At 47.9% G+C, this 25,618-nt stretch carries 20 protein-coding genes; 1 reads left to right on the top strand and 19 read right to left on the bottom strand.

All coding sequences use genetic code 11. The features are described 5' to 3' along the window. Window positions 1-75 precede the first annotated feature (75 nt). The 11 genes from mutM to ADU22_RS23425 form a co-directional block, all read right to left on the bottom strand. Complete coding sequence (mutM, locus tag ADU22_RS23375; RefSeq protein ID WP_053364311.1) at window positions 76-900, bottom strand: DNA-formamidopyrimidine glycosylase; 825 nt, start codon at window positions 898-900, stop codon at window positions 76-78. 15 nt (window positions 901-915) lie between these two features. Continuing rightward, on the bottom strand, window positions 916-3,546 hold the full coding sequence (gene polA / locus ADU22_RS23380; RefSeq protein ID WP_053364312.1) for a DNA polymerase I: 2,631 nt from the start codon (window positions 3,544-3,546) through the stop codon (window positions 916-918). A 264-nt stretch (window positions 3,547-3,810) separates the two neighbouring features. Then, complete coding sequence (hflC, locus tag ADU22_RS23385; protein ID WP_053364313.1) at window positions 3,811-4,743, bottom strand: protease modulator HflC; 933 nt, start codon at window positions 4,741-4,743, stop codon at window positions 3,811-3,813. Continuing rightward, window positions 4,733-5,704, bottom strand: coding sequence for an FtsH protease activity modulator HflK (gene hflK / locus ADU22_RS23390; RefSeq protein WP_053364314.1), 972 nt, complete (start codon window positions 5,702-5,704; stop codon window positions 4,733-4,735). The genes hflC and hflK overlap by 11 nt, the downstream gene beginning before the upstream one ends. Window positions 5,705-5,850: 146 nt before the next feature. Further along, window positions 5,851-7,602: a two-component system histidine kinase PnpS gene (gene pnpS / locus ADU22_RS23395; protein ID WP_053364315.1), complete on the bottom strand. Its 1,752-nt coding sequence runs from the start codon at window positions 7,600-7,602 to the stop codon at window positions 5,851-5,853. Next, window positions 7,599-8,312, bottom strand: coding sequence for a response regulator transcription factor (locus tag ADU22_RS23400; protein WP_053364316.1), 714 nt, complete (start codon window positions 8,310-8,312; stop codon window positions 7,599-7,601). Before ADU22_RS23400 ends, pnpS begins: the two co-directional genes overlap by 4 nt. A 131-nt stretch (window positions 8,313-8,443) precedes the next feature. Next, window positions 8,444-8,920 (bottom strand): MaoC family dehydratase, encoded by a 477-nt coding sequence (locus ADU22_RS23405; RefSeq protein WP_053364317.1) that lies wholly within the window; start codon window positions 8,918-8,920, stop codon window positions 8,444-8,446. A gap of 84 nt (window positions 8,921-9,004) precedes the next feature. Continuing rightward, window positions 9,005-9,943 carry a malate dehydrogenase gene (gene mdh / locus ADU22_RS23410; protein ID WP_053364318.1) on the bottom strand — a complete coding sequence of 313 codons (939 nt, stop codon included), beginning with the start codon at window positions 9,941-9,943 and terminating at the stop codon, window positions 9,005-9,007. Window positions 9,944-10,054: 111 nt separating this feature from the next. Then, window positions 10,055-11,326, bottom strand: coding sequence for an NADP-dependent isocitrate dehydrogenase (gene icd, locus ADU22_RS23415; protein WP_053364319.1), 1,272 nt, complete (start codon window positions 11,324-11,326; stop codon window positions 10,055-10,057). A 165-nt stretch (window positions 11,327-11,491) separates the two neighbouring features. Beyond that, complete coding sequence (gene citZ, locus ADU22_RS23420) at window positions 11,492-12,610, bottom strand: citrate synthase (protein ID WP_053364320.1); 1,119 nt, start codon at window positions 12,608-12,610, stop codon at window positions 11,492-11,494. A gap of 323 nt (window positions 12,611-12,933) precedes the next feature. Beyond that, a complete protein-coding gene (locus tag ADU22_RS23425) occupies window positions 12,934-13,410 on the bottom strand; it encodes a DUF441 domain-containing protein (protein WP_053364321.1) in 477 nt (158 codons plus the stop codon). Between the two features lie 215 nt (window positions 13,411-13,625). Between ADU22_RS23425 and ytvI the strand changes: the two genes are divergently transcribed. Beyond that, window positions 13,626-14,747: a sporulation integral membrane protein YtvI gene (gene ytvI, locus ADU22_RS23430; RefSeq protein ID WP_053364322.1), complete on the top strand. Its 1,122-nt coding sequence runs from the start codon at window positions 13,626-13,628 to the stop codon at window positions 14,745-14,747. 56 nt (window positions 14,748-14,803) lie between these two features. Here ytvI and ADU22_RS23435 read toward each other — a convergent pair whose 3' ends face one another. The 8 genes from ADU22_RS23435 to dnaE form a co-directional block, all read right to left on the bottom strand. Next, window positions 14,804-15,190: an FxsA family protein gene (locus tag ADU22_RS23435; RefSeq protein WP_053364323.1), complete on the bottom strand. Its 387-nt coding sequence runs from the start codon at window positions 15,188-15,190 to the stop codon at window positions 14,804-14,806. A 3-nt stretch (window positions 15,191-15,193) separates the two neighbouring features. Further along, a complete protein-coding gene (gene pyk / locus ADU22_RS23440; protein ID WP_053364324.1) occupies window positions 15,194-16,954 on the bottom strand; it encodes a pyruvate kinase in 1,761 nt (586 codons plus the stop codon). A 28-nt stretch (window positions 16,955-16,982) separates the two neighbouring features. After that, window positions 16,983-17,942, bottom strand: a complete 960-nt coding sequence (pfkA, locus tag ADU22_RS23445) for a 6-phosphofructokinase (RefSeq protein ID WP_053364325.1) — start codon at window positions 17,940-17,942, stop codon at window positions 16,983-16,985. Window positions 17,943-18,196: 254 nt separating this feature from the next. After that, entirely contained in the window at window positions 18,197-19,174 is a 978-nt protein-coding gene (gene accA, locus ADU22_RS23450; protein ID WP_053364326.1) for an acetyl-CoA carboxylase carboxyl transferase subunit alpha, read from the bottom strand. After that, window positions 19,159-20,037, bottom strand: coding sequence for an acetyl-CoA carboxylase, carboxyltransferase subunit beta (accD, locus tag ADU22_RS23455; protein WP_053364327.1), 879 nt, complete (start codon window positions 20,035-20,037; stop codon window positions 19,159-19,161). The genes accA and accD overlap by 16 nt, the downstream gene beginning before the upstream one ends. Before the next feature lie 157 nt (window positions 20,038-20,194). Next, entirely contained in the window at window positions 20,195-20,758 is a 564-nt protein-coding gene (locus ADU22_RS23460; protein ID WP_053364726.1) for a GntR family transcriptional regulator, read from the bottom strand. Window positions 20,759-20,828: 70 nt separating this feature from the next. Beyond that, window positions 20,829-22,067 carry an NADP-dependent malic enzyme gene (gene ystJ, locus ADU22_RS23465; protein WP_053364328.1) on the bottom strand — a complete coding sequence of 413 codons (1,239 nt, stop codon included), beginning with the start codon at window positions 22,065-22,067 and terminating at the stop codon, window positions 20,829-20,831. A 122-nt stretch (window positions 22,068-22,189) separates the two neighbouring features. After that, entirely contained in the window at window positions 22,190-25,546 is a 3,357-nt protein-coding gene (gene dnaE / locus ADU22_RS23470; protein ID WP_053364329.1) for a DNA polymerase III subunit alpha, read from the bottom strand. Between the last annotated feature and the right edge of the window lie 72 nt (window positions 25,547-25,618).

The raw sequence follows: 25,618 nt of genomic DNA on the forward strand, positions 1-25,618 counted from the left end.
CGGTTCCAAATGCCTATGAAAACAACAAAAAGAGAGACCCGAAACCGAGTCTCCCCTCCTATCTCTTCATACATATCATTTCTGGCAGGCTGGGCAAAAATGGGTGCCTCTCCCGCCAACGACCGTTTTTTCCACTATGCTTCCACATTTTTTACATGGTTCGTTTTTGCGGCCATAAACATACAACTCAAGCTGGAACATACCGATTTGTCCCTGGGAGTTGATATAGGAACGAATCGTGCTCCCGCCTTTTTCCACCGCTTCCGTTAGGGTGTTGACAATTTCCCTGTGGAGCAAGGCGATTTCTGTATCTGACAATGAAGAAGCAATCCTTTCCGGATGGATTCCCGAGCGGAAAAGAGCCTCATCGACATAAATGTTCCCAAGCCCGACAAGCACTTTCTGGTCCAGCAAGGCCGGTTTGATCTTACGGTTCGTTTTTCCCAGTTTTTCAGTCAGGCTTTCCAGCGTGAATTGTTCGGAAAAAGGTTCAGGTCCGAGGCCTGCGAGCGGCGGCTCTTCAAACTCTGTCCCTTTTTTGTAAAGATGGAAGGTTCCAAATTTGCGTACATCCTTATAGCGCAGTTCGCTTCCATCGGTAAAGTGAAAGATCGCATGTGTGTGCTTCTCAACCGGAAGGTCGCTTGGATACACTCCATACTTCCCTTCCATCCGCAAGTGGGAAACGAGTGCAAACCCATCGGTATAAAAAATCAGGAATTTGCCTCTCCGGCCAATTTCCCTGATCTGCTGGCCGCAAAGGGCATCGGTAAATTGTTCCGTCACCTCCGGCTTTTTGACCATTCTCGGCCAGAACACGGAGACCGCCTTGATTTCCTTGCCGATGACCAAGGCTTCCAATGTTCTTCTGACAGTTTCTACTTCTGGTAATTCAGGCAATGTTCCTCTCCTCCGTTACTTTGCATCAAACCATGTTGGGCCATAAGAGTAATCCACTTTCAAGGGAACGTTCAACTCTACGGCATTCTCCATCACATCAGGAACGATTTGCTTCAATTTCTCAATTTCATCCTCTGGTGCCTCAAAAATCAGTTCATCGTGCACCTGGAGAAGGAGCCTTGTCTCCAATTTTTCTGCTTTTAGCCTGTCCGCCATCTCAATCATCGCTTTCTTGATAATGTCGGCTGCGCTTCCCTGGATCGGCGTGTTCATCGCCGTCCGTTCGGCAAAGCTCCTGATATTGAAATTCCTGCTGGTGATTTCAGGAAGGTAGCGCCGGCGATGGAGGATGGTGGATACATAGCCTTTTTTCTTTGCATCGCGGACGATTTCCTCCATATAATCCTTTACGCCAGGATAACTCTTCAGGTAGGAATCAATAAATTTGCCAGCTTCCTTCCTCGTGATTCCCAGGCTTTGCGACAGGCCGTAATCACTGATTCCGTATACAATCCCAAAGTTGACAGCCTTGGCATGGCGGCGCATATTGGACGTGACTTCATCAGCGTTCACATGGAAGACTTCCATCGCTGTTTTTGTATGGATATCCATATCCTCCCGGAACGCCTCAATCAATTTTTCATCTTCGGCGATATGGGCAAGCACCCTTAATTCAATCTGGGAATAATCCGCAGCGAAGATCACCCAGCCTTCTTCCGAAGGAACAAATGCCTGCCGGATTTTCCTTCCCTCTTCAAGCCGGATTGGGATGTTCTGCAGATTCGGATCGGTCGAACTCAGCCTTCCAGTCTGGGTCAGCGCCTGGTTAAAACGGGTGTGGACTTTATGCGTCGCAGGGTTGACCACTTTTTGCAATCCCTCAATATAAGTGGATTGCAGTTTGCCCAGCTGGCGGTAATGCAGGATTTGTTCGATGATTTCATGCTTTGGCGCGAGCTGCTCAAGAACATCGGCACTTGTTGAATAGCCTGTCTTTGTCTTTTTCAGCGGCGGCAGCCCAAGCTTCTCAAACAGGATGGCACCGAGCTGTTTGGGTGAATTGATATTAAAAGCCTCTCCGGCATGGCGGTAAATTTCCTTTTCAATCTGTTCCAGCTGGCCGCCGATTTCAAGTCCCATTTGGCTAAGCCTGTCCATATCAAGCTTGACTCCCAGGTACTCCATATCCGCAAGTACAAGGGAAAGCGGCATTTCCAGTTCGCTGAAAAGTTCATACTGCTCGTTCTTCCTCAGCTCTTCTTCCATTTTTTCCTTCAAATCGAAAATGGCTGCTGCCTTTCGGGCTAGATGGCCGGCCAGTGCTTCTTCCTCCGGTACACGCCGCTTGGCTCCTTTTCCGTAAAAGGCTTCATCGGATTGAAGCTGATGGTATCCTTGGAGCCTTGCAACCCCAGCCAGGTCATCTCCTGATTCGGACGGATTGAGAATATACGAGGCAAGGAAAACATCGAATTCAACGCCCTTCAGGTGAATACCATGATGACGAAGGGAAACTTCGGAACGCTTTGCATCGAAAACATACTTTTTCCTGCTGCCGTCCTCGGCCCATGTTTTGAAGGCCTCCGACTTGACTGCCTTTTCAACAGGGAGGAAGTAATTTCCATTATCGTTTGAAAGCGCAAACCCAATGATTTTGGCATAATGGTAGTTATCCTCCAGGATCTCTACATAAAAGGCACTCTCTTCAGCAAATAACTCCTCGGTAATGCTTTCGGCAATCGTGAATTCGATGTCATTTAATTCAATATCCTCTTGGGATTCAGCGAAATCCATTTTTTCCAAAAGGGAATTGAAGCCTAGTTCGCGAAACAGCTTCATCAATTCGCCATGCTGATAACCCTCGTATTCCATCTCGGATAATTCAAGCTTAACGGGGGCTTCACGGGTAATGGTTGCCAGCTGCTTGCTCATGACAGCCTGGTCCTTAAATTCTTCAAGCTTCTCCTGAAGCTTTTTGCCGCTGACCTTTTCAATCGAATCCAGCAGGTTTTCTAGCGAACCGAACTCCTTCAGCAGCTTGATGGCCGTCTTTTCCCCGACTCCGGGCACACCAGGGATATTATCGGAAGCATCGCCCATCAGCCCTTTCATATCGACAATTTGATGGGCAGAAAGGCCGTATTTTTCCTTAATATGTTCTGGCGTGTAATCCTCAATGTCTGTAATGCCCTTTTTGGTGATGCTCACGGTCGTCTTGTCAGAGCTGAGCTGTGTCAAGTCCTTATCCCCTGATATGACCTTCACTTCAAAGCCTTCTTTTTCCGCGGATGTTGAAAGGGTGCCAATAATATCATCGGCTTCATAATTTTCAAGTTCATACTGGGAAATTCCATAGGCTTTTAAGAGCTCGCGGATAAAAGGAAACTGCTCGGAAAGCTCTGGCGGAGTCTTCTGCCTCCCGCCTTTATACTCCGTGAATGTGGCATGCCTGAAGGTCGTTTTTCCGGCATCAAAAGCGACCAGCAAATGGGTCGGCTTTTCATCCTCCAAAATTCTCATCAGCATCATCGTAAAGCCATAAACAGCATTCGTATGTACACCTTTATCATTATTCAAAAGCGGAAGCGCAAAGAATGCCCGGTATGCAATGCTGTTCCCGTCAATCAATACTAGCTTTTTAGACATGGTTGATCCTCCTTATGAAAAGCGTAAGCGCCTTGATCAGCCCCGACCAGCATAAGACGCTCCAGAATAGAAGGCGCTCTTTGCCTTCAATTCTGGAGGGGCTTATGACTCGAGGGCCTAGGCGCTGGAGCTAGACAGTTATCTAAGTGCCAAAATTTATACTTTTTTATCTTATAAAAAAAACCGCTAAATTTCTTCTTTTCATTCTACCATGAGAGTGAAAAGAAAGAAAAATAACGGCCTTTTATGTGCACCCTTATTCTTTTATTCCGTATACCCCATCAGCAGGCGGGCATATGGAGAGTCGGATGGCAGGACGATGACGGTATCGCCATTGATGGTCTGTTTATACGATTCAAGCGTCCTGAAAAGGGAGTAGAATTCTGCATCCTTCGAGAAGGCGTCATTATAGACTTTTGCCGCCTGGCCTTCCCCGTCTCCGCGAATGAGCTCCGCATCGGCTTTTGCCTTTGCGAGAATTTCGTTTACCTCCCTGTCCGTCTGTGCCTCAATCCTGTTTTTGTCGGCATCCCCCCTGGAGAGGTATTCCTGGGCTGTCGAATGCCTTTCTGAGATCATTCGTGTAAATACCGACTTTTCATTTTCCTCGGGAAGATCCGTGCGCTTCATGCGCACATCGGTAACCGTGATACCATAGTTGTCGTTGGCAAGGAGATCGTTGACCATCTGGGTTACACGGTCATTCAGCGAACCMCGTGAAGATTTTTCATCATTGATGATTTCATCATAATTCAGCTGTCCCAATTCGGTCCGGATGACCGAATAAATGAATTCTTCCATGCGGGACTCAGCCGCTTCAAGCGTTCTGGCATTCGAAATCATCTTTTTCGGATCTTCAATTCTCCAGATCGAGTAATTATCAATCAAAATCCGTTTTTTATCCTTTGTATTGATTTCAGCCTGGGATACATTGTAAGTCATTTGATATTTCGGAAGGCTGGTCACACTTTGGATAAACGGGATTTTGTAGGACAGTCCTGGTTCACTTTCAATCCGGACAACCTCGCCAAATTGGCGGACCACCCTGAATTCTCCTTCTTTGACGACAAATAGGTTCGTAGCAAGCAAGATCAAAAGAGCCAGGAGCAGAATCAGAAAAAGGCCTATTTTTGTATAGCTTCGCCAGTTATGGTTCTTGCCGCGTTCATTGAAGTCAATGATATTCTCATCGCTCATCGCTGGTTTCACTCCCTTCTGTTGCTGGTGGCTGCTGTTGGGATTCAAGAGGACGGATTGGGAAGTACTTCAACGTATTTCCGTCATCATTCATAATGTAGATTTCCGACCCGGGAAGAACCTGCTCGAGCGTTTCAATCACCAAGCGCTGTCTCGTAATCTCGGGATTGGTCCTGTACTCGTCGTAGAGAGCATTAAAGACAGCAACATCCCCTCTTGCCCGTTCAACCCTGGCCGCTTTTTCACCTTCTGCCCTGGAAATAAGGGCATCTTTCTCCCCTTGCGCTTCATTGATTTTTTGGTTGCGATATTTATTGGCTTCATTTCGTTTTGTATTCATCGTTTCCCTTGCATCGGTCACATCGGTAAATGCCTTTCTGACATCGTCATTGGGAAGCTCGACATCCTGAAGTTTGACAGCAAGGATCGATATGCCAATATCATATTTATCGATGAGGCTCGTCAATAGTTCCCGAACTTCTCCTTCGATTTCGGCTTTTCCGGATGTGAGCGCGTCGTCAATCTTGGAATTCCCGATAATGCTCCTTACAGAAGCGGATGTGGCATCGTAAAGAATCGTCTTTGGCTCGCTCGAGTTGAACAGGTATTTCTGCGGGTCCGTGATTTTCCATTGAACGACCAGATCGGCCAAAACAATGTTTTCGTCCCCTGTAATCATCTTTGTTTCATTAGGAAAGCTTTTAATTTCGCCATCTTTTTGTTCATAGCCAAACTGAAGGCTGAACGTCTCTTTCGACAGGATATTCACTGACTGGATTGGCCATGGCATCTTAAAATGAAGTCCTGCCCCTATGATTCCTTCTTCCGCCTTGCCAAACGTCAATATGACAGCCTGCTCGGATTCATCGACCGTGTACCAGGTTGTGAATGCCGCCAGGATAAGAACGGCACTGAGGATGACGGCACCAATTATAACGTACACTTTCCTTAAGCTAGTCACATAATCCCCTCCCCTATATATCTATAGCTGTTTCTACGACTATCTTCCTAAAAAAGTTTCATTTTTTTACACCTCTGGATAAAATTATTAAGGCTTGTTGATGGCTAAATTAAAAAGCCGCACCTGAATCAGTGCGACTTCCTCTTTTACGCTTTTTTTAATAACCTGAGGGTAAAGGTTGTTCCTTTGCCGACCTCGCTATCCACTTCAATGATGCCTTTGTGGGCCTCCATTATATGTTTGACAATCGCCAAACCAAGACCGGTCCCACCCGAATTCCGGCTCCGCGCCTTGTCGACACGATAAAACCGCTCAAATATCCGTGGGATTTCCGATTGCTCAATTCCAATTCCAGTATCGACTATTTTGACCACTGCATGATGCTCATCTTCGGACAAGGAGATTGTGACACTCCCTTCCTTCGGGGTATAATTCAGGGCATTGTTAAGCAAGTTGATAAAAACCTGTTTCAGCCTGTCCGGATCGCCCGGAATCACCACTTCCCCTTCCGCATCCATTTCCACGGCAACCTGCCTTTCCTCCGCCTTCCCCTTCAGGATCGCCATTACATCCGCTATCTGGCTGTTGAGGTTGACATCGGTGATATTCAGCCTGAAACCATGCTGTTCGATCTTGGACAATTCAAGGAGGTCCTGAATGAGGGACTGAAGCCTGTCACTTTCCTTAAGGATAATTGATAAAAAGGCTTCAAGCGCGTCTTTGTCATTCATTGCCCCATCAAGAAGGGTCTCCGAAAACCCTTTGATTGAAGTAATCGGCGTTTTTAATTCATGCGAGACATTTGCCACAAAGTCCTTCCGCATCTGCTCAAGCTTCTTTAATTCGGTAATATCATGGAAAACGAGGAGAACTCCCTTCCAGACATTATCCATCCCAAAAATTGGAACTCCATAAACTTCGAAGTGACGCCGGTGTATTCCAATGGGAAGGACCAGCTGCCTGCGGGTCTTTTGCTCGGTCATGAAAATTTCTTCAACCAGATCGTTAATTTCCTGGTGCTCAATGACTTCATGGTACAGCCTGTAAAGATGCTCTCTCGGGTCTGCCTTAAACAATTCTTTATATGGGCGATTGATGAGATTGATATATCCTCTGCTGTCTATCAGGATCAGGCCGCTCCCCATGTTTTCAATTAATGCTGTCAGCCTGTCCTGCTGCATTTCCTGTGTTTTCCGAAGTTCCTGAAGATTTCGGGCTAGAATATTGATGGAAGCGCTCAGCATTCCCGTTTCCCCATTTCGGTCTTCATACGTCCTTGCCCGGTAATTTCCTTTTGCCAGCTCAATTGCTACATTGGTTGCCGATTCGATCGGCTTGGTGTACCTCGAAGCGATTTTTATCCCCAGCATAAGAATAACCGCAAGCGCAAGTCCCAGGCTGATCGTAAGGATCCACCATATTTGGCTGTATGCCTGCTTAATTTCGCTTACTTCGGTTGAAAGGAAAATATGGCCTTCCAGCTCACCGCCATAATGGACTGCTTCCCAATAGTATTGGACCCCCCCTTTTTGGAAGGCTCCCCCTCCCTCTCCTTCTCTCTGGAATATGGCTTCGGCAATGGTTCCCCTATGCCACTCCGGGCTGGCCCCGACAGCATTTTCGCCCGTATCAAGGATAATCCTGCCGCCATCCTCCATTACCGTAAAACGCGCATTAAGAATTTTGCTCATTTCATCCATTTTACTGGCATTCAGGTTAGCCAATCCGCCATCATCTTCAATGACTTCCGTAATGATACGGGCTTCCTTCTTCAGCCGCTCGTGAAAATTATTAAGATAATACGTTTTGAATAATTGGCCCAGCAGGATTCCCAAACCCAGCAAGACAGCAATAATCAAGGTAACCAGTGCGAAAAGCAGCTGCGTCCTGTTTTTCATTCCCCTTTTGGTTCCTCCAGCTTATAGCCAAGTCCGCGAATCGTTTTTATGTAGACAGGTTTTTTCGTATTTTGCTCGATTTTATCTCTTAAATGGCTGATATGTACATCGACAATCCGCGAATCCCCGGCAAAGTCATAATTCCAGACAGCACTGAGAAGCTGGTCCCTGGTCAGTACCCGTCCCTTGTTTTGGGCTAGATATACAAGCAGTTCGAACTCCTTTGGGGTGATTTCAAGCAGCTTCTCCATAAAGAAGGCTTCATAGGAGTCAGGAATGATCCTAAGGTCGCCAATGCGTATTTGCCCTGAAGATTCTTCCTCTTCAGCCGTGGGTCCAGGCTGTATCTGAACCCTGCGCAGGATGGCCTTCACCCTTGCAACCACTTCCCTTGGACTGAATGGCTTAGTCATATAGTCATCTGCTCCAAGCTCAAGGCCAAGGACTTTGTCGAACTCATCATCCTTGGCGGTCAGCATCAGGATGGGAGTTTGCACCCTTTGCTGCCGAAGGTGCTTGCAGACATCCAGACCGTCCAGCTTCGGCAGCATCAAATCAAGGATGATCAGGTCAGGATTTTCTGTCAGAGCGAGATTCTTGCCCTCTTCTCCATCCATCGCGGTCAACACTTGGTAGCCCGCTTGCTCGAGGTTGTATTGGAGCAACGTCAAAATGGATTGCTCATCATCCACTACCAATAGCTTTTTCATTGTTAGCCTCCACTGAATAAATATTTATGCTAGGTTACTTCCACCATTATAAACGAAAAATTTACAATCACTAAAAAAAGATACACTAAAGTGTATCTTTAATCGAATCTTTACAATGGCTTTACATTAGGTTAAAAATTCTCCAATGCCTGGCCCACGTCCCTTTGGATAGGATAAGGAGGGCAAACCAGAAGCGTCCCTCTCAGGACATCCTCATCCTCTTCATTCGTTGCCGATACAGCAATCTGAACCGTGTGGCTGCTCCGGCTGATTTCAGTCACTTCAAATAAAAACTGGACCGTGCCATAATGGTAGACCGGTTTTAAAAACTCGATATCCTGCCGTAAAATATAGCTCCCAGGTCCCGGAAGATACTTTGAGACCGCCGAGGTAACAATTCCTGTCAGCATGATCGTTGGCACTATCGGTTTCTTATGCGGAGTCTGGGATGCGTAATCATGCTGGATATACAGAGGGTTCGAGTCATTCGTCAATCCAAGATAAAGGAGCAGGTCCTTATCCTCAATTTTTTCAGTTAATGTAAGCTTCTCTCCAACAGAAAACTCCTGAATGGTTCTCCCAAGCTTCCGCTTCTTTCCAAGCAGCATTGCAGCTTTCCCCCTTAAAGAATCTATACATACTATTATTTGCAAAAAAATCGGGGAAAATCCCCGATTTTTTCCAAATTGCCATTAAGCCAGTACGTCCATGACATTGCGTACTGCTTGTGCCGATTTATCCAGTGCGGCCTTTTCTTCATCAGTGAGCTCCAGCTCAATGACTTTTTCAATTCCGTTTGCTCCAAGGATGGTAGGCACACCAAGGTAGATTCCTTCGTATCCGTATTCCCCTTCAAGGTAAGCGATGGAAGGAAGGACACGGCGCTGATCCTTTAGGATCGCCTCAACCATTTCGACAAGTGAAGCAGCTGGTGCATAATAAGCACTGCCATTGCCTAGCAGGTTGACGATTTCGCCTCCCCCTTTTCGGGTACGTTCGACGATTGCATCAAGCCGCTCCTTTGGAATCAATGTTTCCAGCGGGATACCGCCAGCATAGGAGTAGCGGACAAGAGGAACCATATCGTCCCCATGGCCGCCAAGGACGAAACCAGTGATATCTTTAACAGAAAGATTCAATTCCTGGGCAACAAATGTCCTGAAACGCGCACTGTCAAGTACACCGGATTGGCCGATTACCCTGTTCTTGGGAAATCCGGACTCTTTGTAGACTGTGTAAGTCATTGCATCCACCGGGTTGGTCAGGACTACGATATGGCATTCAGGAGAATGCTTCACGATTTCCTGTGTAACACTTTTCATGACCTTTTGATTGGTCTGGACAAGGTCATCACGGCTCATCCCGGGCTTGCGTGCAATTCCCGCAGTGATCACGACCACATCGGAACCAGCTGTATCTTCATAATTGGAAGTGCCCGTGATATTCGAGTCAAACCCTTGTACAGGGCTTGCTTCCAGCATATCAAGAGCCTTTCCCTTTGTCGGATTCTCCATTTGCGGAATATCGACCAGCACGACATCTCCCAATTCCTTCTGAGCCAACAAAAAAGCCGTTGTCGCTCCAGTGAAGCCGCCTCCGATGACAGAAATCTTTTTACGTTTCAATGACATAGTCCCATCCTCCTAAAACATTTAATAATCTATTAACTGTAACAGCACAGCAAGATTCCAACGTTTTATACACAGGGGGCTATCCATGCGTTGAATAGCCCCCTTGATGAATTATTTCATGTTCTTGATTAGTTCGTCACCGAATTCGGAGCATTTTACTTCGGTTGCTCCATCCATCAGGCGGGCAAAGTCATAAGTGACGACTTTGGAAGCGATTGTTTCCTCCATTGATTTCACAATCATGGAAGCAGCTTCTGTCCAGCCAAGGTGTTCAAGCATCAATACGCCTGAAAGAATGACAGATGATGGGTTAACCTTATCCAATCCTGCATATTTTGGCGCAGTGCCATGCGTAGCTTCAAAAATTGCATGTCCTGTCTCATAGTTGATGTTCGCTCCCGGAGCGATTCCGATTCCGCCAACCTGTGCAGCAAGCGCATCGGAAATATAGTCGCCATTCAGGTTCATGGTCGCAACAACATCGAACTCTTTTGGACGAGTAAGGATTTGCTGAAGGAAGATGTCGGCAATCGCATCCTTCACGATGATTTTGCCAGCAGCCTCGGCATCAGCCTGCGCTTTGTTTGCTGCATCTGTTCCCTGCTCATCTTTAATTCTGTCATACTGTGCCCAAGTGAATACTTTATCTCCGTATTCCTTTTCAGCAAGCTCATAGCCCCAGTTCTTGAATGCACCTTCAGTGAACTTCATGATATTGCCTTTATGTACCAGTGTAACGGACTTGCGGCCTTCTTTTAGCGCATATTCAATTGCTGCACGCACAAGACGGCTTGTTCCTTCTTCGGAAACCGGCTTGATTCCGATACCTGAAGTTTCAGGGAAGCGGATTTTGTTGACACCCATTTCATCCTGCAGGAAGCTGATCAGCTTCTTCACTTCATCCGAACCTTTTTGGTACTCGATCCCTGCATAGATATCCTCTGTGTTTTCACGGAAGATAACCATATCTGTGTCCTGAGGGCGCTTAACCGGGGAAGGAACACCTTCGAACCAGCGCACAGGACGCAGGCAGACAAACAGATCAAGTTCCTGGCGCAGCGCCACGTTCAGGGAACGGATTCCGCCGCCGATAGGAGTTGTAAGAGGTCCCTTGATGGCAATCAGATACTCATTGATTACATCAAGAGTCTCGGAAGGAAGCCATTCTCCAGTTTGGTTGAATGCTTTTTCCCCTGCAAGGACTTCTTTCCAGACAAGCTTGCGCTCACCCTTATATGCCTTTTCAACAGCTGCATCCAATACTCTTGATGCGGAAGCCCAAATGTCAGGACCTGTTCCATCACCTTCGATAAATGGAACAACCGGATTGTTTGGTACGTTTAGTACTCCATCTTTTACCGTGATTTTTTCACCTTGTGTCATCTCTCTATCTCCCTCCATAGTGTTCCAAAACGGAAGGCCGGCCGCTACGCGCCTGCCTTCCACTTTTGAAAAAGACCTGCAGCATGATTGTACATGGTGCCAGTCTGTTTTCGTACTATTCTATTAGAACAATTTTTTAGAAAAAAGTAAAATGTTGCGAATCTATCAGCCTCTAAGTTCGACGGCAACATAATCCTGTTTGCCAGGGCCATTGTATTCCGCGCGCGGCCGGATCAGGCGATTATTCTCGTATTGCTCAAGGATATGGGCAAGCCATCCGGAAACACGGCTCACAGCAAAAATCGGCGTGAACAGGTCATGGTCGATGCCAAGGCTGTGGTAGACAGACGCAGAATAGAAGTCCACATTAGGCGGAAGCTTTTTCTCGCCGGTAACGATTTCTTCAATCCTTGTCGACATCTGGTACCAATGCGGCTCTCCGGTCAGTTCAGTCAGCTTTGCGGACATTTCGCGCAAATGCTTGGCGCGCGGGTCCCCCTGGCGGTACACCCTGTGTCCAAAGCCCATGATTTTTTCCTTATTATCCAGTTTTTGACGGATATATGGTTCAACATTTTCAAGGGTGCCAATTTCTTTCAGCATCTTCATGACAGCCTCGTTCGCACCGCCGTGAAGAGGACCTTTCAGGGCGCCGATCGCGGCCGTCACACCGGAATAGACATCGGATAAGGTCGCTACACACACACGTGCAGTGAATGTGGAGGCATTCAGCTCATGGTCCGCATGAAGAACAAGCGCTTTATTCATCGCTTCAACTGCGACCGGCTCAGGGTCTTTTCCTGTCAGCATGAAAAGGAAGTTGGCTGCGAAGTTCAAGTCTTCCCTTGGAGCAATCGGCTCAAGACCTTTGCGGATACGGGCAAATGCTGTCACGATTGCCGGCATTTTTGCCTGCAGGCGGATGGCTTTGCGGTAGTTTGCTTCCTCATCCATCAGGTCTGCTTCCTCATCGTAAAGCCCCAGCAGGGAGACAGCTGTCCTGAGTGCTGCCATTGGATGGACCGTATCGATCGGGTACATTTTAAAGTGCGCAAGCACCTCTTCCGGCAAGGCCATATTGCTGGCAAGCTGCTGTTTCAGTTCTTCCAGCTGGGCGCCTGTAGGCAAAGTGCGATGCCATAAAAGGTAGATTACTTCTTCGAAACTTGCGTTATCAGCAAGATCATCGATGTCGAACCCTACATATGTAAGTGTGTCATCGATGATGGAACTGATCGAGGATGTAGTTGCCACTACTCCTTCAAGACCGCGTGTAACTGTCATACAAATCTCTCCCTCTTTTGAATATTTTCCCCATTCTTTTCTATTTTCATAGCTGAAAATGGAATGCATCTGCCAAAAACATGAAATTTCTGACTCTTTTAAAAATACAGTCCTTTTGCCGTCCTTCCTGACTTTCTCGTTCCATCGAGCGGTTGCTCGACCAACGCACAAAAAAAGAAAATGCTTACATTATTGATTAAGGAAAAACCCGGATTACGGGTATGGGACTTGTAAAAAAGGAAGGGCTGGTATAATTACAAGTCCTATTATAAACAATTCTCTGACATTTGTGAACGAAAAGTACTTAAAAGACAAAAAAATTGTTATTTTACAAAAAAACCATTCATCATTTCGATGATTTTCATCGCTGCATAAGCTATTCCCGCACCAATTAAAGGACCTACAGCCACGCCTTTGAATAAGGAAACGGACAGAACCGTCCCAAGGACAAGAGCAGTGGTAATATGGGGGTCTTCCGCGAGCAGGGTGACCCCTCCCTTTGCAAGCAGTGCGACAAAGATTCCTGACAAAAGGGCAATCCATGCATATGGGGAACGGAAAGCCGCTGTCAAATCCTTGAAACCGACATCCCCGCTTGCGATGGGAGCCAGGACGGCAATTGTGATGATGGTCACTCCCCAGTTTATTCCTTTTCCCTGCAGGAACGAAAACACCCTGGAATCCACTCCGAAAAGCTTTAGTATAAAAAGAACGGCAACTGCAATAATCAAAGATTGGTTTTTAACAATCAGGGCGATTGCCAGCAACAGCCCTAAAAACAGAAACGGTTCAATCCCCACTTTTTTCACCCTTCCATAGCAATGTTATTTTAACATAACTTAAAATCTATCCACAAAAGATTCGCCTTCATCCTGCCTGCTGCATTGTAATCTCCTTTTTCGAAAGTGAAGGAGTTTTCCCTCTCCCTGGCGAATGTTTCCTGTAACTTCTCCATATGAATTACATTAAAGGCATTGGCTTGGCCAAGCAATCCAGTAAAGGTAGTGGGAACGATATGAATCCAATTTACGTAAGCAGAGTATTGAGAAGTGTTCTGGTCATATTTGTTTTTATTTCTGCCATCCTGTCCATTTATTATTTATCCAAAATTACCTACCCATTTATCATTGCCATTCTGATCGCGTTTTTCATGAATCCCATGGTTGATTTTTTTGATCAAAAGGCAAAAATGCCGAGGAGCCTTGCCGTGGTCGTTTCATTGTTCCTCATTGTCGGCCTGTTTGCCGGACTGATCACCCTTCTGGTGGCCGAAATCGTCTCGGGCGCGGAGTACCTTGCCCTGGTGGTTCCCAATCATGTCGAAACTTTGGTGGATTTCCTCGAGCAGCTGTTTGCCGCCCAGGTCATCCCGCTTTACAACCAGCTTTCAGGACTGTTTAACAACCTGGACGTCGGCCAGCAGGATACCATTTTGCAAAACATCCAGAGTGTTGGTTCCCAAATTGGGACAACTGCAGGAAATTTCATTCAGGGATTTTTCGAGAAGATACCAGCCATCCTTGGCTGGTTCCCTAATGCGGCCACCGTCATCATTTTTTCTTTGCTTGCCACTTTTTTTATCAGCCGCGATTGGCACCAACTGTCCACTTTTGGAAGATATTTGCCCAAAAAGGCAAAGTCCAGCGGGAAAACGGTATTTGCCGATCTGAAAAGGGCCTTGTTCGGTTTTATCCGTGCACAGCTGACGCTTATCTCAATTACTACGGTCATCATTCTGATTGGCTTGCTGATCCTGAAAGTCGACTATGCCATCACCATTGCACTCGTGACAGGAATCGTCGACATCATCCCATACCTGGGGACAGGGGCCATATTTGTCCCTTGGATCATTTTTGAAGCTGTAGCCGGCGACATGGCCAGGGCCCTTGGCCTTGGGATCCTTTATGTTGTTGTACTTGTCCAGCGCCAGCTCATGGAGCCAAAGATCCTTTCATCAAGCATCGGCCTCGACCCTCTTGCAACCTTGGTCAGCCTGTTTGCCGGATTCAAGCTGCTTGGCTTCCTGGGATTGATAGCCGGGCCTGTCACCCTCGTCATCATTACGACATTGCATAAAGCCAACGTTTTCCGCGACTTGTGGGAATACATAAAGGGCAAGGAAGAGAGGCCTTTATGATGCATGGGGCAATGCAGGCCGAAATAAAAACGCCAGCATGTCAGCTGGCGTTTTTATCATCTGAAAATCGTGATGGATCCCTTATCCAATTTTCTCTTCAGGAATCTATACAGGCGCGCCTTGAAAAACTTTCTTGTTGGCGGAGCGAGCAATAGAAACCCGATTGCGTCCGTGACGAACCCGGGAGCCAGGAGGAGCGTTCCACCGACAAGGATGCAGACTCCGTCAAGCAAGGCATCCCCGGGCATCATGCTCCTTCTCAGATTGTCCTGAAGCTTTTGGAGTGTCGCCAAGCCTTCTTTTTTAGCAAGGTAGGCGCCCAGGACCCCGGTCAGGATGATTAAAAGGACCGTTAACGGAACGCCTATCATCTTACCCGACCAGATCAGAACCCCTATTTCAAGCGCCTGGACCACAAGGATGGCGAGAAAGAGATATCTCATCGCTTACAGGACATTTGCATGGCCGTTAAGGATTACCCCTCTGCGGGCATCGACCGTAATCTCCTGGCCTTCCTGGAACAGGTCCATTGCATTTTCGACGCCGACAATTACAGGAATGCCGACATTCAGTCCAACGACAGCCGCATGGCTGGTCAACCCGCCTTCTTCGGTAATCAGGGCAGCACATTTTTCAATGGCAGGAACCATCTCCCGGTCAGATCCGATGGTGACCAGAATGCTTCCAGGAGTTACCTTTTCAAGAGCTTCCTTGGCATTGCGGGCAAGGACCACTCTTCCAAAGGCAGACTTGCGTCCAATTCCCTGGGCTTTCGCAAGTACATCTCCCACCACATGGATCTTCATCAGGTTGGTCGTGCCTGCTTCTCCAACAGGAACCCCAGCAGTGATTACCACAAGGTCGCTATGCTTCACCAATCCGCTGTTCATGCTTTCCTCAACCGCATTATCAAGCATCTCATCGGTTGTTTCAGCTTTCTTGCCAAGCTGCGGATAAACGCCCCAAACAAGCGCAAGACGTCGCAATACAAAGTCATTTGAGGTAACGGCAACAATAGGAGCCTTTGTCCGGTATTTGGAAATCATCCTTGCTGTATGGCCGCTTTCAGTCGGCGTGATAATCGCGCTGACATCAAGGTTCAATGCTGTATGGGCAACAGACTGCCCAATGGCATCTGTAATGCTGTGCTCTGTGTTTTTGCTTCTGTCTGACAGAAGGTCTTTATGGTTAAGAGCCTGCTCTGCACGGGAGGCGATATTATGCATCGTCTGGACAGCCTCGACAGGATAGTGGCCGGCAGCTGTTTCACCGGAAAGCATGATTGCGTCCGTCCCATCGAAAATCGCATTGGCTACGTCACTGGCCTCCGCACGGGTCGGCCTTGGGTTGCGCTGCATGGAATCAAGCATTTGCGTCGCAGTAATGACCGGTTTGCCCAGTGTGTTGCATTTTTTGATCAATTCTTTTTGTACCAGCGGAACTTCTTCTGCCGGAATCTCAACCCCAAGATCTCCCCTTGCGACCATAAGGCCGTCAGAAACAGCAAGGATTTCGTCGATGTTGTCGACACCTTCCTGATTTTCAATTTTAGGAATGATGTTGATGTAATTGGCATTGTGTTTTTCAAGAAGCTCGCGGATTTCAAGCACGTCGGCACCTCTGCGGACAAAGGACGCAGCAATGAAGTCTACACCTTGCTCAATCCCGAACAGGATATCCTGTGCATCTTTTTCGGTAATGCCCGGAAGTTTAACCGAAACCCCAGGAACGTTCACACCTTTTTTATTCTTCAGTGTTCCGCTATTAAGGATTTTTGTCCTGATTTCCTGGTTGGCACGGTCGAGGCTGATTACCTCAAGGCCAATAAGCCCATCATCCAGCAGGATCTTTGCACCGGTGTGGACATCCTCAATCAGACTGTCGTACGTAACCGAAAACTTCTCTGTTGTGCCAAGAACTTCTTTCATGGAAACGATGATTTCGTCGCCTGCCTTAAGTTCGATTGCACCATTTTCCATGTTGTGGGTACGGATTTCCGGCCCTTTTGTATCGAGAAGGATCCCGATGTTTTTCCCAGTCTTCTCTGCAGCTTCGCGGATATTTTTAATCCGCTGGCCATGTTCCTCATGGTCTCCATGGGAGAAGTTCAGGCGTGCCACATTCATGCCTGCTTCCATCAGACTGGTAAGATTCTCGATACTTTCACTAGCTGGACCAATTGTACATACAATTTTAGTTTTGCGCATTTATTGCAACCTCCTGGTTTGTGACAAATTAAATTGAAAGTTCTTTTGAAAGCTTGTATAGATCCATATCAAGGTTGTGCGGCTTGCCCAGGGCCTCGATAATGTCGTAGTCAACCATTTCATTTTTCTCGATTCCCACAGCACGTCCGCCTTTTCCTTCAAGCAAAAGCTCTACGGCGCGCGCTCCAAGCCTGCTCGCAAGAACGCGGTCTTTTACAGTAGGGGAGCCGCCGCGCTGGACATGGCCAAGCACTGTTACCCTTGTATCAAAGTCCGTTTCTTCTTTGATGATCCGCCCAACCTCATATCCGCTCATGACACCTTCAGCGACAATGATGATACTGTGCTTCTTGCCGCGTTCCTGGCCTTTTTTGAGCCTTAGGGCAATATCCTTGATATCATGCTTTTCCTCGGGGATCAGGATGGTTTCTGCCCCGCCGGCAAGGCCGGACCAAAGCGCGATATCGCCGGCATTCCTGCCCATAACTTCAATGATGAACGTCCTCTCATGGGAAGACGCGGTATCCCTGATTTTATCGATTGCATCGATTACCGTATTCAGGGCTGTATCAAAGCCGATTGTGAATTCAGTTCCGGAAATATCGTTATCGATCGTACCCGGAACCCCTACACAAGGGAATCCTTGCTCAGTCAGAGCTTTTGCTCCCATGTAGGAGCCGTCTCCCCCAATAACGACAAGCCCATCGATCCCAAGTTTTTTCAACTGCTGAATTCCCTTTTGCTGGCCTTCGCGCGTTTTGAATTCCTCGCTTCTGGCCGACTGGAGGAAAGTTCCGCCTCTATGGATAATGTCACCAACAGACCCCAGTTCCAGCTTTTGGATATTCCCATTCATCAACCCGGCATAGCCTCCGTAGATGCCATGTACCTCCACATTATGATAGATGCCCTTTCTGACTACTGCACGTACTGCCGCATTCATTCCTGGAGAGTCTCCCCCGCTGGTCAGCACCCCAATTTTTTTCATAGCCAATCACCTCTTTAGAATGTCCTATATGTATGCCTTTATCTGCAGTCTGCATCACTGCCCTTAGTTTGGACAGGAATGCTTGCCAATATTTCTAAAATACCATGAAGGATGGTCCATCTCAACTTAATACTGGTGTTTCAGTCCATAGACGGAATAATAAATAAACTGGAAGCGTTTTATCTGCCTTAACGCACATTATTATCGCTTTTGTTAAAACCACAAAAAAGAAACGTGCCTAGTTTGGCACGTTTTTAATTTACCCCGATGTACTCATTAAAAAACGAATATTGGCCAATCATCTTATATTTTTTATATCGATGGTCAACCAGCTCTTCTGCCGAGAGACTGCACAACTCTTTGAAAGATTTCTTTAAAACGTCCTCTATTTCCTTCGCCTGCCCATCGACGTCCTTATGGGCGCCGCCCTTTGTTTCGGGAATGATTTCATCAATCAGGCCAAGCTCCTTTAAGTCAGGTGCCGTTATTTTCATCGTTTCAGCTGCTTTCCTGGCCAATGAGGCATCCTTCCAAAGAATGGAGGCCGCACCTTCAGGAGAGATGACTGAGTAAGTTGAATTCTCCAGCATATGGATATGGTTGCCGACGCCGAGAGCTAGCGCTCCGCCGCTTCCGCCTTCCCCGATGACGATGCAGACTACAGGCACTTTCAGGCCAGCCATTTCAAACAGGTTCCGGGCAATGGCTTCGCTTTGTCCGCGTTCTTCCGCCGCTTTTCCCGGGTACGCACCCTTTGTGTCAATAAAGCAGATAATCGGCCGTTTAAACTTGTCTGCCTGTTTCATCAGCCTTAATGCTTTACGGTACCCTTCAGGATGAGGCATGCCGAAATTCCGGCGGATGTTTTCCTTTGTATCCTTGCCCCTCTGGTGGCCTATCACCGTCACAGGCAGGCCATTAAACTTGGCAATGCCGCCGACAATGGCTTCATCATCACCAAAGGCACGGTCCCCATGGCATTCAAAAAAGTCGTCAAACAGCCTTGAGATATAGTCCAGAGTCGTCGGGCGTTCCGGATGGCGCGCAATCTGGACCCGGTCCCATGGCTTTATATTTTCATAAATTTCCCTTTCGAGCTTTTCAAGGCGAGCCTCAAGCTTTTCGATTTCATCTGTAAAATCGACATCTGTATTCTTTGTATATTCCTTTAGCTCGGTTATTTTTTTCTTCAGCTCAAGGACTGGTTTTTCAAATTCTAAAGCTCCTGCCAATTCAATTCCCCTCCCGGTGCATGGATTTCCAATATCGCTCCTACTTTTTCACGAAGGTCCAGCCTGGAAACAACGGCATCAAGCTGCCCATGCTTCAGCAAAAATTCAGAGGTCTGGAAATCCTCCGGAAGCTCCTCGCGAATTGTCTGCTCAATAATCCTTCTTCCAGCAAATCCAATCAACGCACCCGGCTCGGCAAGATTATAATCCCCCAGGGAGGCAAAGCTTGCTGACACACCGCCTGTTGTAGGATGAGTCATAATGGAAATGATCAGCCCTCCATTGTCGCTGAATCTCTTCAATGCGACACTTGTCTTGGCCATCTGCATCAAGCTTAAGACACCCTCCTGCATCCTCGCTCCGCCGGAGGCTGTAAATATGATGAAGGGGACCTTTAGTTTGTCTGCCATCTCAATCGCAAGAGTGATTTTTTCACCCACGACGGAACCCATGCTTCCCATGCGAAAACTGGCGTCCATAATCGCAATGACTGTGTCCATTCCCATTACTTTCGCCTTTCCGGTGACAATCGCCTCATTCAATCCGGTCTTCAGCCTGTCCTGTTCAAGCTTTTCCTCATACCCCGGAAAACCAAGCGGGTTTTCGGACTTCATGTTGGAATCGATTTCGGCAAATGTTCCGCCATCCACGAAACTTGCGATTCGCTCCCTGGAATTCATCTGGTGGTGGAAACCGCAATTGAAGCACACTTTCAGGTTTTTCACCAGTTCTTTGGTGTACATTATTTTTTTACAGTTTGGACATTTCGTCATAATCCCTTCCGGAACATCCTGTTTGGCACTTTCCGAGGGGATTGTTGCATATTTTTTCTTCTTTGTCTTCGTAAAAAGTTCTTTCAGCAAGGTGTAACCTCCCTTTTTATTTTGAAAAGACTTTGCGCTGTTGCTGCAAAAGTGGCCAGACCACTGAGTTGGATAATATCAGGCCTGCCTTTTGGCTTCCACAAGCCTGTCCTTTACTATAGAACATCCGGGAGGTGATTTTTGTTGATTGGTGTCGTTAAACCTCCGACAAATTCCGGAGCTTGCGGTAAGCAGCCTCCACCAAATCCTCGTTCCCCTGTTCAAGGGCGTCGGCTAGCTCGAGATACTGCTCCTTAGTCGGCTGGAATTCATGAGTGTTCAAAGAATGGTAATAATCTTTCAATATCTGCCAAATCCTGTATATGAGATGATTGTCTGCCAGCATGGCAATTTTCCCGAAAAATCCATCATCATCAACGTTATGCTCAGCCACCCATTTTTTTAAACTGCTGAATTCCTTTTTACCGTTTTTCATGAGGGCGATCTCAAGACAATCCCTTTCCACAAAATGCTTTGTTTCGATAACATCGGCAATTGCCTTTTTGTCCTGGAGGATGAAAGTACCCAGCAGCTGGACGAGCTGGTTCCCGCGGAAGTCCCTTATAAAAGTTCCCTCGCCGCGCCTGGTTTCAATCAGCCCGAGAAGTTCAAGAGCTCTTAAAGCCTCCCGAACGGAAGAGCGTCCGGCATTAAGACGCTCGGACAGCTCCCGTTCTGAAGGAATTTTATCGCCAGCCTTCAAGCCGTCTTTCTCAATCATGGCTCTCAGCTGGCGGACTATTTCGATGTAAACCTTTTTTGGGCTTTCATCAATGGTAATGGACAGCCTCTCATTCACCTTTTTCAATAATTGACAGCCTCCGAGTCCGTTCCTTAACTTCCTCCGGATCCACTTTGATTCTGGCAACTCCCGTCTCCATGGCTGCTTTTGCCACCGCTGCGGCAACCTCTGGTGCAACCCGCGGGTCGAACGGGCCGGGGATGACATAGTCAGCAGAAAGCTCCTTATCACTGATCAATCCGGCAATCGCTTCAACCGCCGCCACCTTCATTTTTTCATTGATATGGGTCGCGCGCGCATCCAGAGCACCACGGAAGATCCCAGGGAAGGCAAGGACATTGTTTACCTGGTTAGGGAAATCGGAGCGTCCTGTTCCAATCACCTTGACCCCGGCAGCCTTTGCTTCGTCCGGCATGATTTCCGGTGTCGGGTTGGCCATTGCAAAGATGATCGGGTCCGGATTCATCGTCTGGATCATTTCAGCCGTGAGGGCACCCGCTGCGGAAACACCGATGAATACATCTGCACCCTTAACGGCCTCGGCCAAAGTGCCTTTAACGTTTTCCCGGTTTGTATATTTTGCCACCTCGGCTTTGATGTCGTTCATTCCCTGAGGCCGGCCCTCATAGATGGCACCCTTCGTGTCACACATAATAAGGTCGCGGACACCATAGGAATACAGAAGCTTGATGATCGCAATTCCGGCAGCTCCTGCCCCATTGGCGACAACCTTTATTTCATTCATCTTCCTGCCAGTGATTTTAAGGGCATTCACCAGGCCGGCAACCGTCACGATCGCGGTCCCATGCTGGTCATCATGGAAAACAGGGATATTGGCTTCCTTTTTAAGGCGTTCTTCAATGACAAAGCAATTTGGCGCCGCAATATCCTCAAGGTTTACTCCGCCGAATGTCGGCTCCAGCAGCTTGACCGTCTCAACGATTTTATCAACATCAGTCGTGTTCAGGCAAATTGGAAAAGCATCCACTCCCGCAAAGCTTTTAAAGAGGACAGCTTTTCCTTCCATTACCGGAAGCGATGCCTCAGGGCCGATATTCCCCAGTCCAAGGACCGCTGTACCATCGGATACGACCGCCACCATATTGCCTTTCATCGTATAATCATAGACGGTTTCGGGCTTGTCATAAATCTCCTTGCATGGCTCTGCCACTCCAGGAGAGTAGGCAAGACTCAGGTCCCTGGCATTCCGTACGGGAACCTTCGATTTTGATTCCAGCTTCCCTTTGTTCGAACTATGCATATGCAATGCTTCTTCTCGTAGTGTCAACTAAAGTCCACTCCCTTTTCTGATTAAAAGAAGGTGCTCATTCTGTTTTACGAAAATCTCAAGGTGGTCAGACCACGATTTCTTTTAAAATCAATATAACATATTCCATTAACTTGTAAAGACTATTTTTTGAGGACCACGTCCTCGGGCCCAAGGAAAACGCGGAGCTTTTGAAGACAGTCCCCGCTTCCGTCCACTCTGTAGTCTTCACTAAGCAGAATGGTCTTTTCTTTTCCAGCGTAATGGAGGATAACGGGATAGCGGCCCGGATGCTTTTTCAATATAGCTTTTAGCTCATTTAATTTTTCCGCACTCTGAAAAGCATCCTCGATTTTAAGATAGAGTTTCGGCAGTTTTCCGCCAATGGGATCTTCCTCGTCCACCTCCAGCTGCGCCTGGATAATGAACTGGAGCTTTCCTGCCCTCTCCTCTACTTTCCCTTCAAGCAAAAGGACACTTCCTTGCTTCATTACATGCCCCAGGCGCTTGTAAACGGCCGGAAAAGCCACAGCCTCCATGTCCCCGCTTGGATCGCTCAAGGTATAGAAGGCCATCGCCTCCCCCTTTTTTGTCCTGATCTTCTTTTCCTCTGTTACATAAACTCCTGCCCTTGTCCGTTCCCCCGGCCTCAAATCGGCAATGTGCCGCGCTCCGGCCGCCTTCAATGCATCCTCCATTATTGACACGGGATGTGTGGAAAGATACAGGCCCAGAGCTTCTTTTTCATACGCCAGCATCTCTTTCACTGGAAGGGGATCGACATTCACATACTTAGGCTTCAGCTTGAATTCCGGATCGTGAAATAAATCGAACTGCCCTGAGTCATCCGGTGCCATCAGCTGGGCATGCTCAATGGCGACGTCCAGGGTGGCTAGAAGGACAGCACGGTCCTGGCCGAATTCGTCAAACGCTCCCGAGTGGACGAGCGCTTCCAATATTTTGCGGTTGACGGACTTGGAAGGAACCCGGAGGCAAAAATCAAACAGGTCGGAGAATGGCTTTTGCTTTCTCGCCTTGAAAATCTCCTTAAGGGGAGACAACCCTACACCTTTAATCGCCCCCAGGCTGTAGCGGATGCCGCTTCCTTCTGCCTGGAACCCAAAACCGCTTTTATTGACAGAAGGAGGGAGAAGCTTGATTCCTTTGTGGAAAAGCTCCCTGCTGTACTGGGCAATCTTCGTATCATTTCCTATTGACGACGACATCAGTGCTGCCAGGAAGAACAGCGGAAAATTCGCTTTCAAATAGGCCAGCTGGTAAGCAATGAAGCTGTAGGCAACAGCATGGCTTCGATTGAACCCATAGTTGGCGAACTTCACGATCAGGTCATAGACTTTATTCGCCTCTGGCTCGGTGTACCCATTTTTCATTGCGCCCTGGACAAAATGGGCCCGCTCCCGATCCAGCACTTCCTTTTTCTTTTTGCTGACAGCCCGGCGCAGCAGGTCCGCTTCACCAAGCGAAAATCCTGCCAGTTTGGATGCTATCTGCATGATCTGTTCCTGGTATACAATGACTCCGTAAGTATTCTCCAATATTTCTTTTAGATCAGGGTGCGGATATTGTATCGGAGACTTTCCATGCTTGCGATCGATAAACAGAGGGATATTTTCCATCGGGCCTGGGCGGTACAAAGCATTTACCGCCACAATATCCTCAAACCGGGAAGGCTTAAGCCTCACTAACACCTTCCTCATCCCCTCCGATTCCAGCTGGAAGACACCGGATGTGTCGCCTTTTCCCAGGAGCTCGAAGGTCTTTTCATCATCGGCCGGGATTTCCTGGATATTCAATCTTCTGCCTGTTATCCTGCGAATCGATGAGACGATGTTTTCAATCAGCGTCAGATTCCGCAGTCCGAGGAAGTCCATTTTCAGCAGGCCCGTTTCTTCCAGATGCTCCATGGAGTATTGTGTCAAAAGAATTTCCCCGCTGCCTGCCTGGACAGGAACCAGATTGGCCAGGGGCTGTTCGCTGATGACTACGCCTGCTGCGTGAGTCGATGTATGGCGGGGCAAGCCTTCGAGCTTCAAGGCTGTTTCGAACAGTCTCTGCTGCAGGTTTGATTCCTTGACAAACTCCCTGAGGGCTTCCGATTCGCTGTAGGCTTCTTTCAGTGTCATTCCAAGCCGGGAAGGAATGGTCCTCGACAGCCTTTCCAGCTCTTTTGTATTCAAGCCGAAGGCCCTGCCGACATCCCTTGCAGCCGCTTTGGCGGCAAGGGTCCCGAAAGTAACGATTTGGGCAACGTGCATATGTCCATACTTTTGAGCCACGTACCCAATCACTTCATCCCGGCGATGGTCCGGAAAATCGATATCGATATCGGGCATGGATATCCGTTCAGGATTGAGGAAACGCTCGAACAGCAGCCCATGGCTGATCGGGTCCACATCCGTAATATAAAGGACATAGGCGACGATCGAACCTGCGGCCGACCCCCGTCCTGGCCCGGTTAATATCCCGTTATCCCTGGCAAACTTCATAAAATCCCAAACAATCAGGAAATAATCGCTGAAATTCATTTTCTTTATAACTGAAAGTTCATAGCCGAGCCTGTCAAGATGCTCACTGGAAGGATGGCGGTAACGCCTCTTCAGCCCCTCATKGCACAGCTCATCCAGCAGCTGCCCGGCAGTCTTCCCCTCGGCAACGGGGTATTTGGGAAGATGCCTGCTCTCCAGGTCCACCAGTACATTGCAGCTGTCAGCAATTTTAAGCGTATTCTCCAGGGCATCAGGGTATTCCGCGAGCAGTTCCGCCATTTCGGAAGGCCCCTTAAAATAGAACTCTTCGCTTCCAAGCTTTTCGCGGCCCTCTTCTTCAAGCTTCTGCCCATTTTTTATCGCCAAAAGGCATTCCTGGGCAAAGGAATCCTCTTTGTATATGTAGTGGACTGCATTCGCTGCCGCGATTTGGAACTCTCCCATAGCCGCAAGCTTCGCCATCTCTTCCAACATTTCCCGCTGCCCCGGGAGGCGCTGGTCATGGAAGGCTAGATAAAACCTCTCTCCCCCAAACATCTCCCTGTATCGGTCTGCTGCCTTCCTTGCCTTTTCATGTTCGCCAGCAAGAAGTAGCTGCTCTATCTCCCCCTCCATGCCTGGAGTAAGCGCAAAAAGGCCTTTGGCATAATGTTTCAGCCACTTAACCGGAATGCCGCCTGGGGCTTTGGTTTGGATTGCACTCGAAATTTTGATCAGGTTTTGGAAGCCTTCGTTGGTGGCTGCAAGCAGGACCAGCGGATAGGCTCCCTCTTCGCCTTCACTTGCCACATCTGCCGTCAGTCCAAGGATGGGCTTCACTCCCTGCTTCAGGCATTCTTTATAGAAAGCCACGGTTCCGTACATGACGTTCCTGTCGGTCAGCGCTACAGCGGGGAAGCCCTGCTCCTTTGCTGACAGGACAATCTGCTCCACGGTTGCTGTACTTGTCAACAGGCTGTAGGCGCTGTATACATGCAGGTGAATAAACGACATGATCTCCACCCCCTCAAAATGTTTTTCTACTTACAATTATAGGTCCTCCCCTAAAAAAAGAAAATATGTTCT

Source organism: Bacillus sp. FJAT-27251 (assembly GCF_001273925.1).
Classification (GTDB): domain Bacteria; phylum Bacillota; class Bacilli; order Bacillales; family Cytobacillaceae; genus Mesobacillus_B.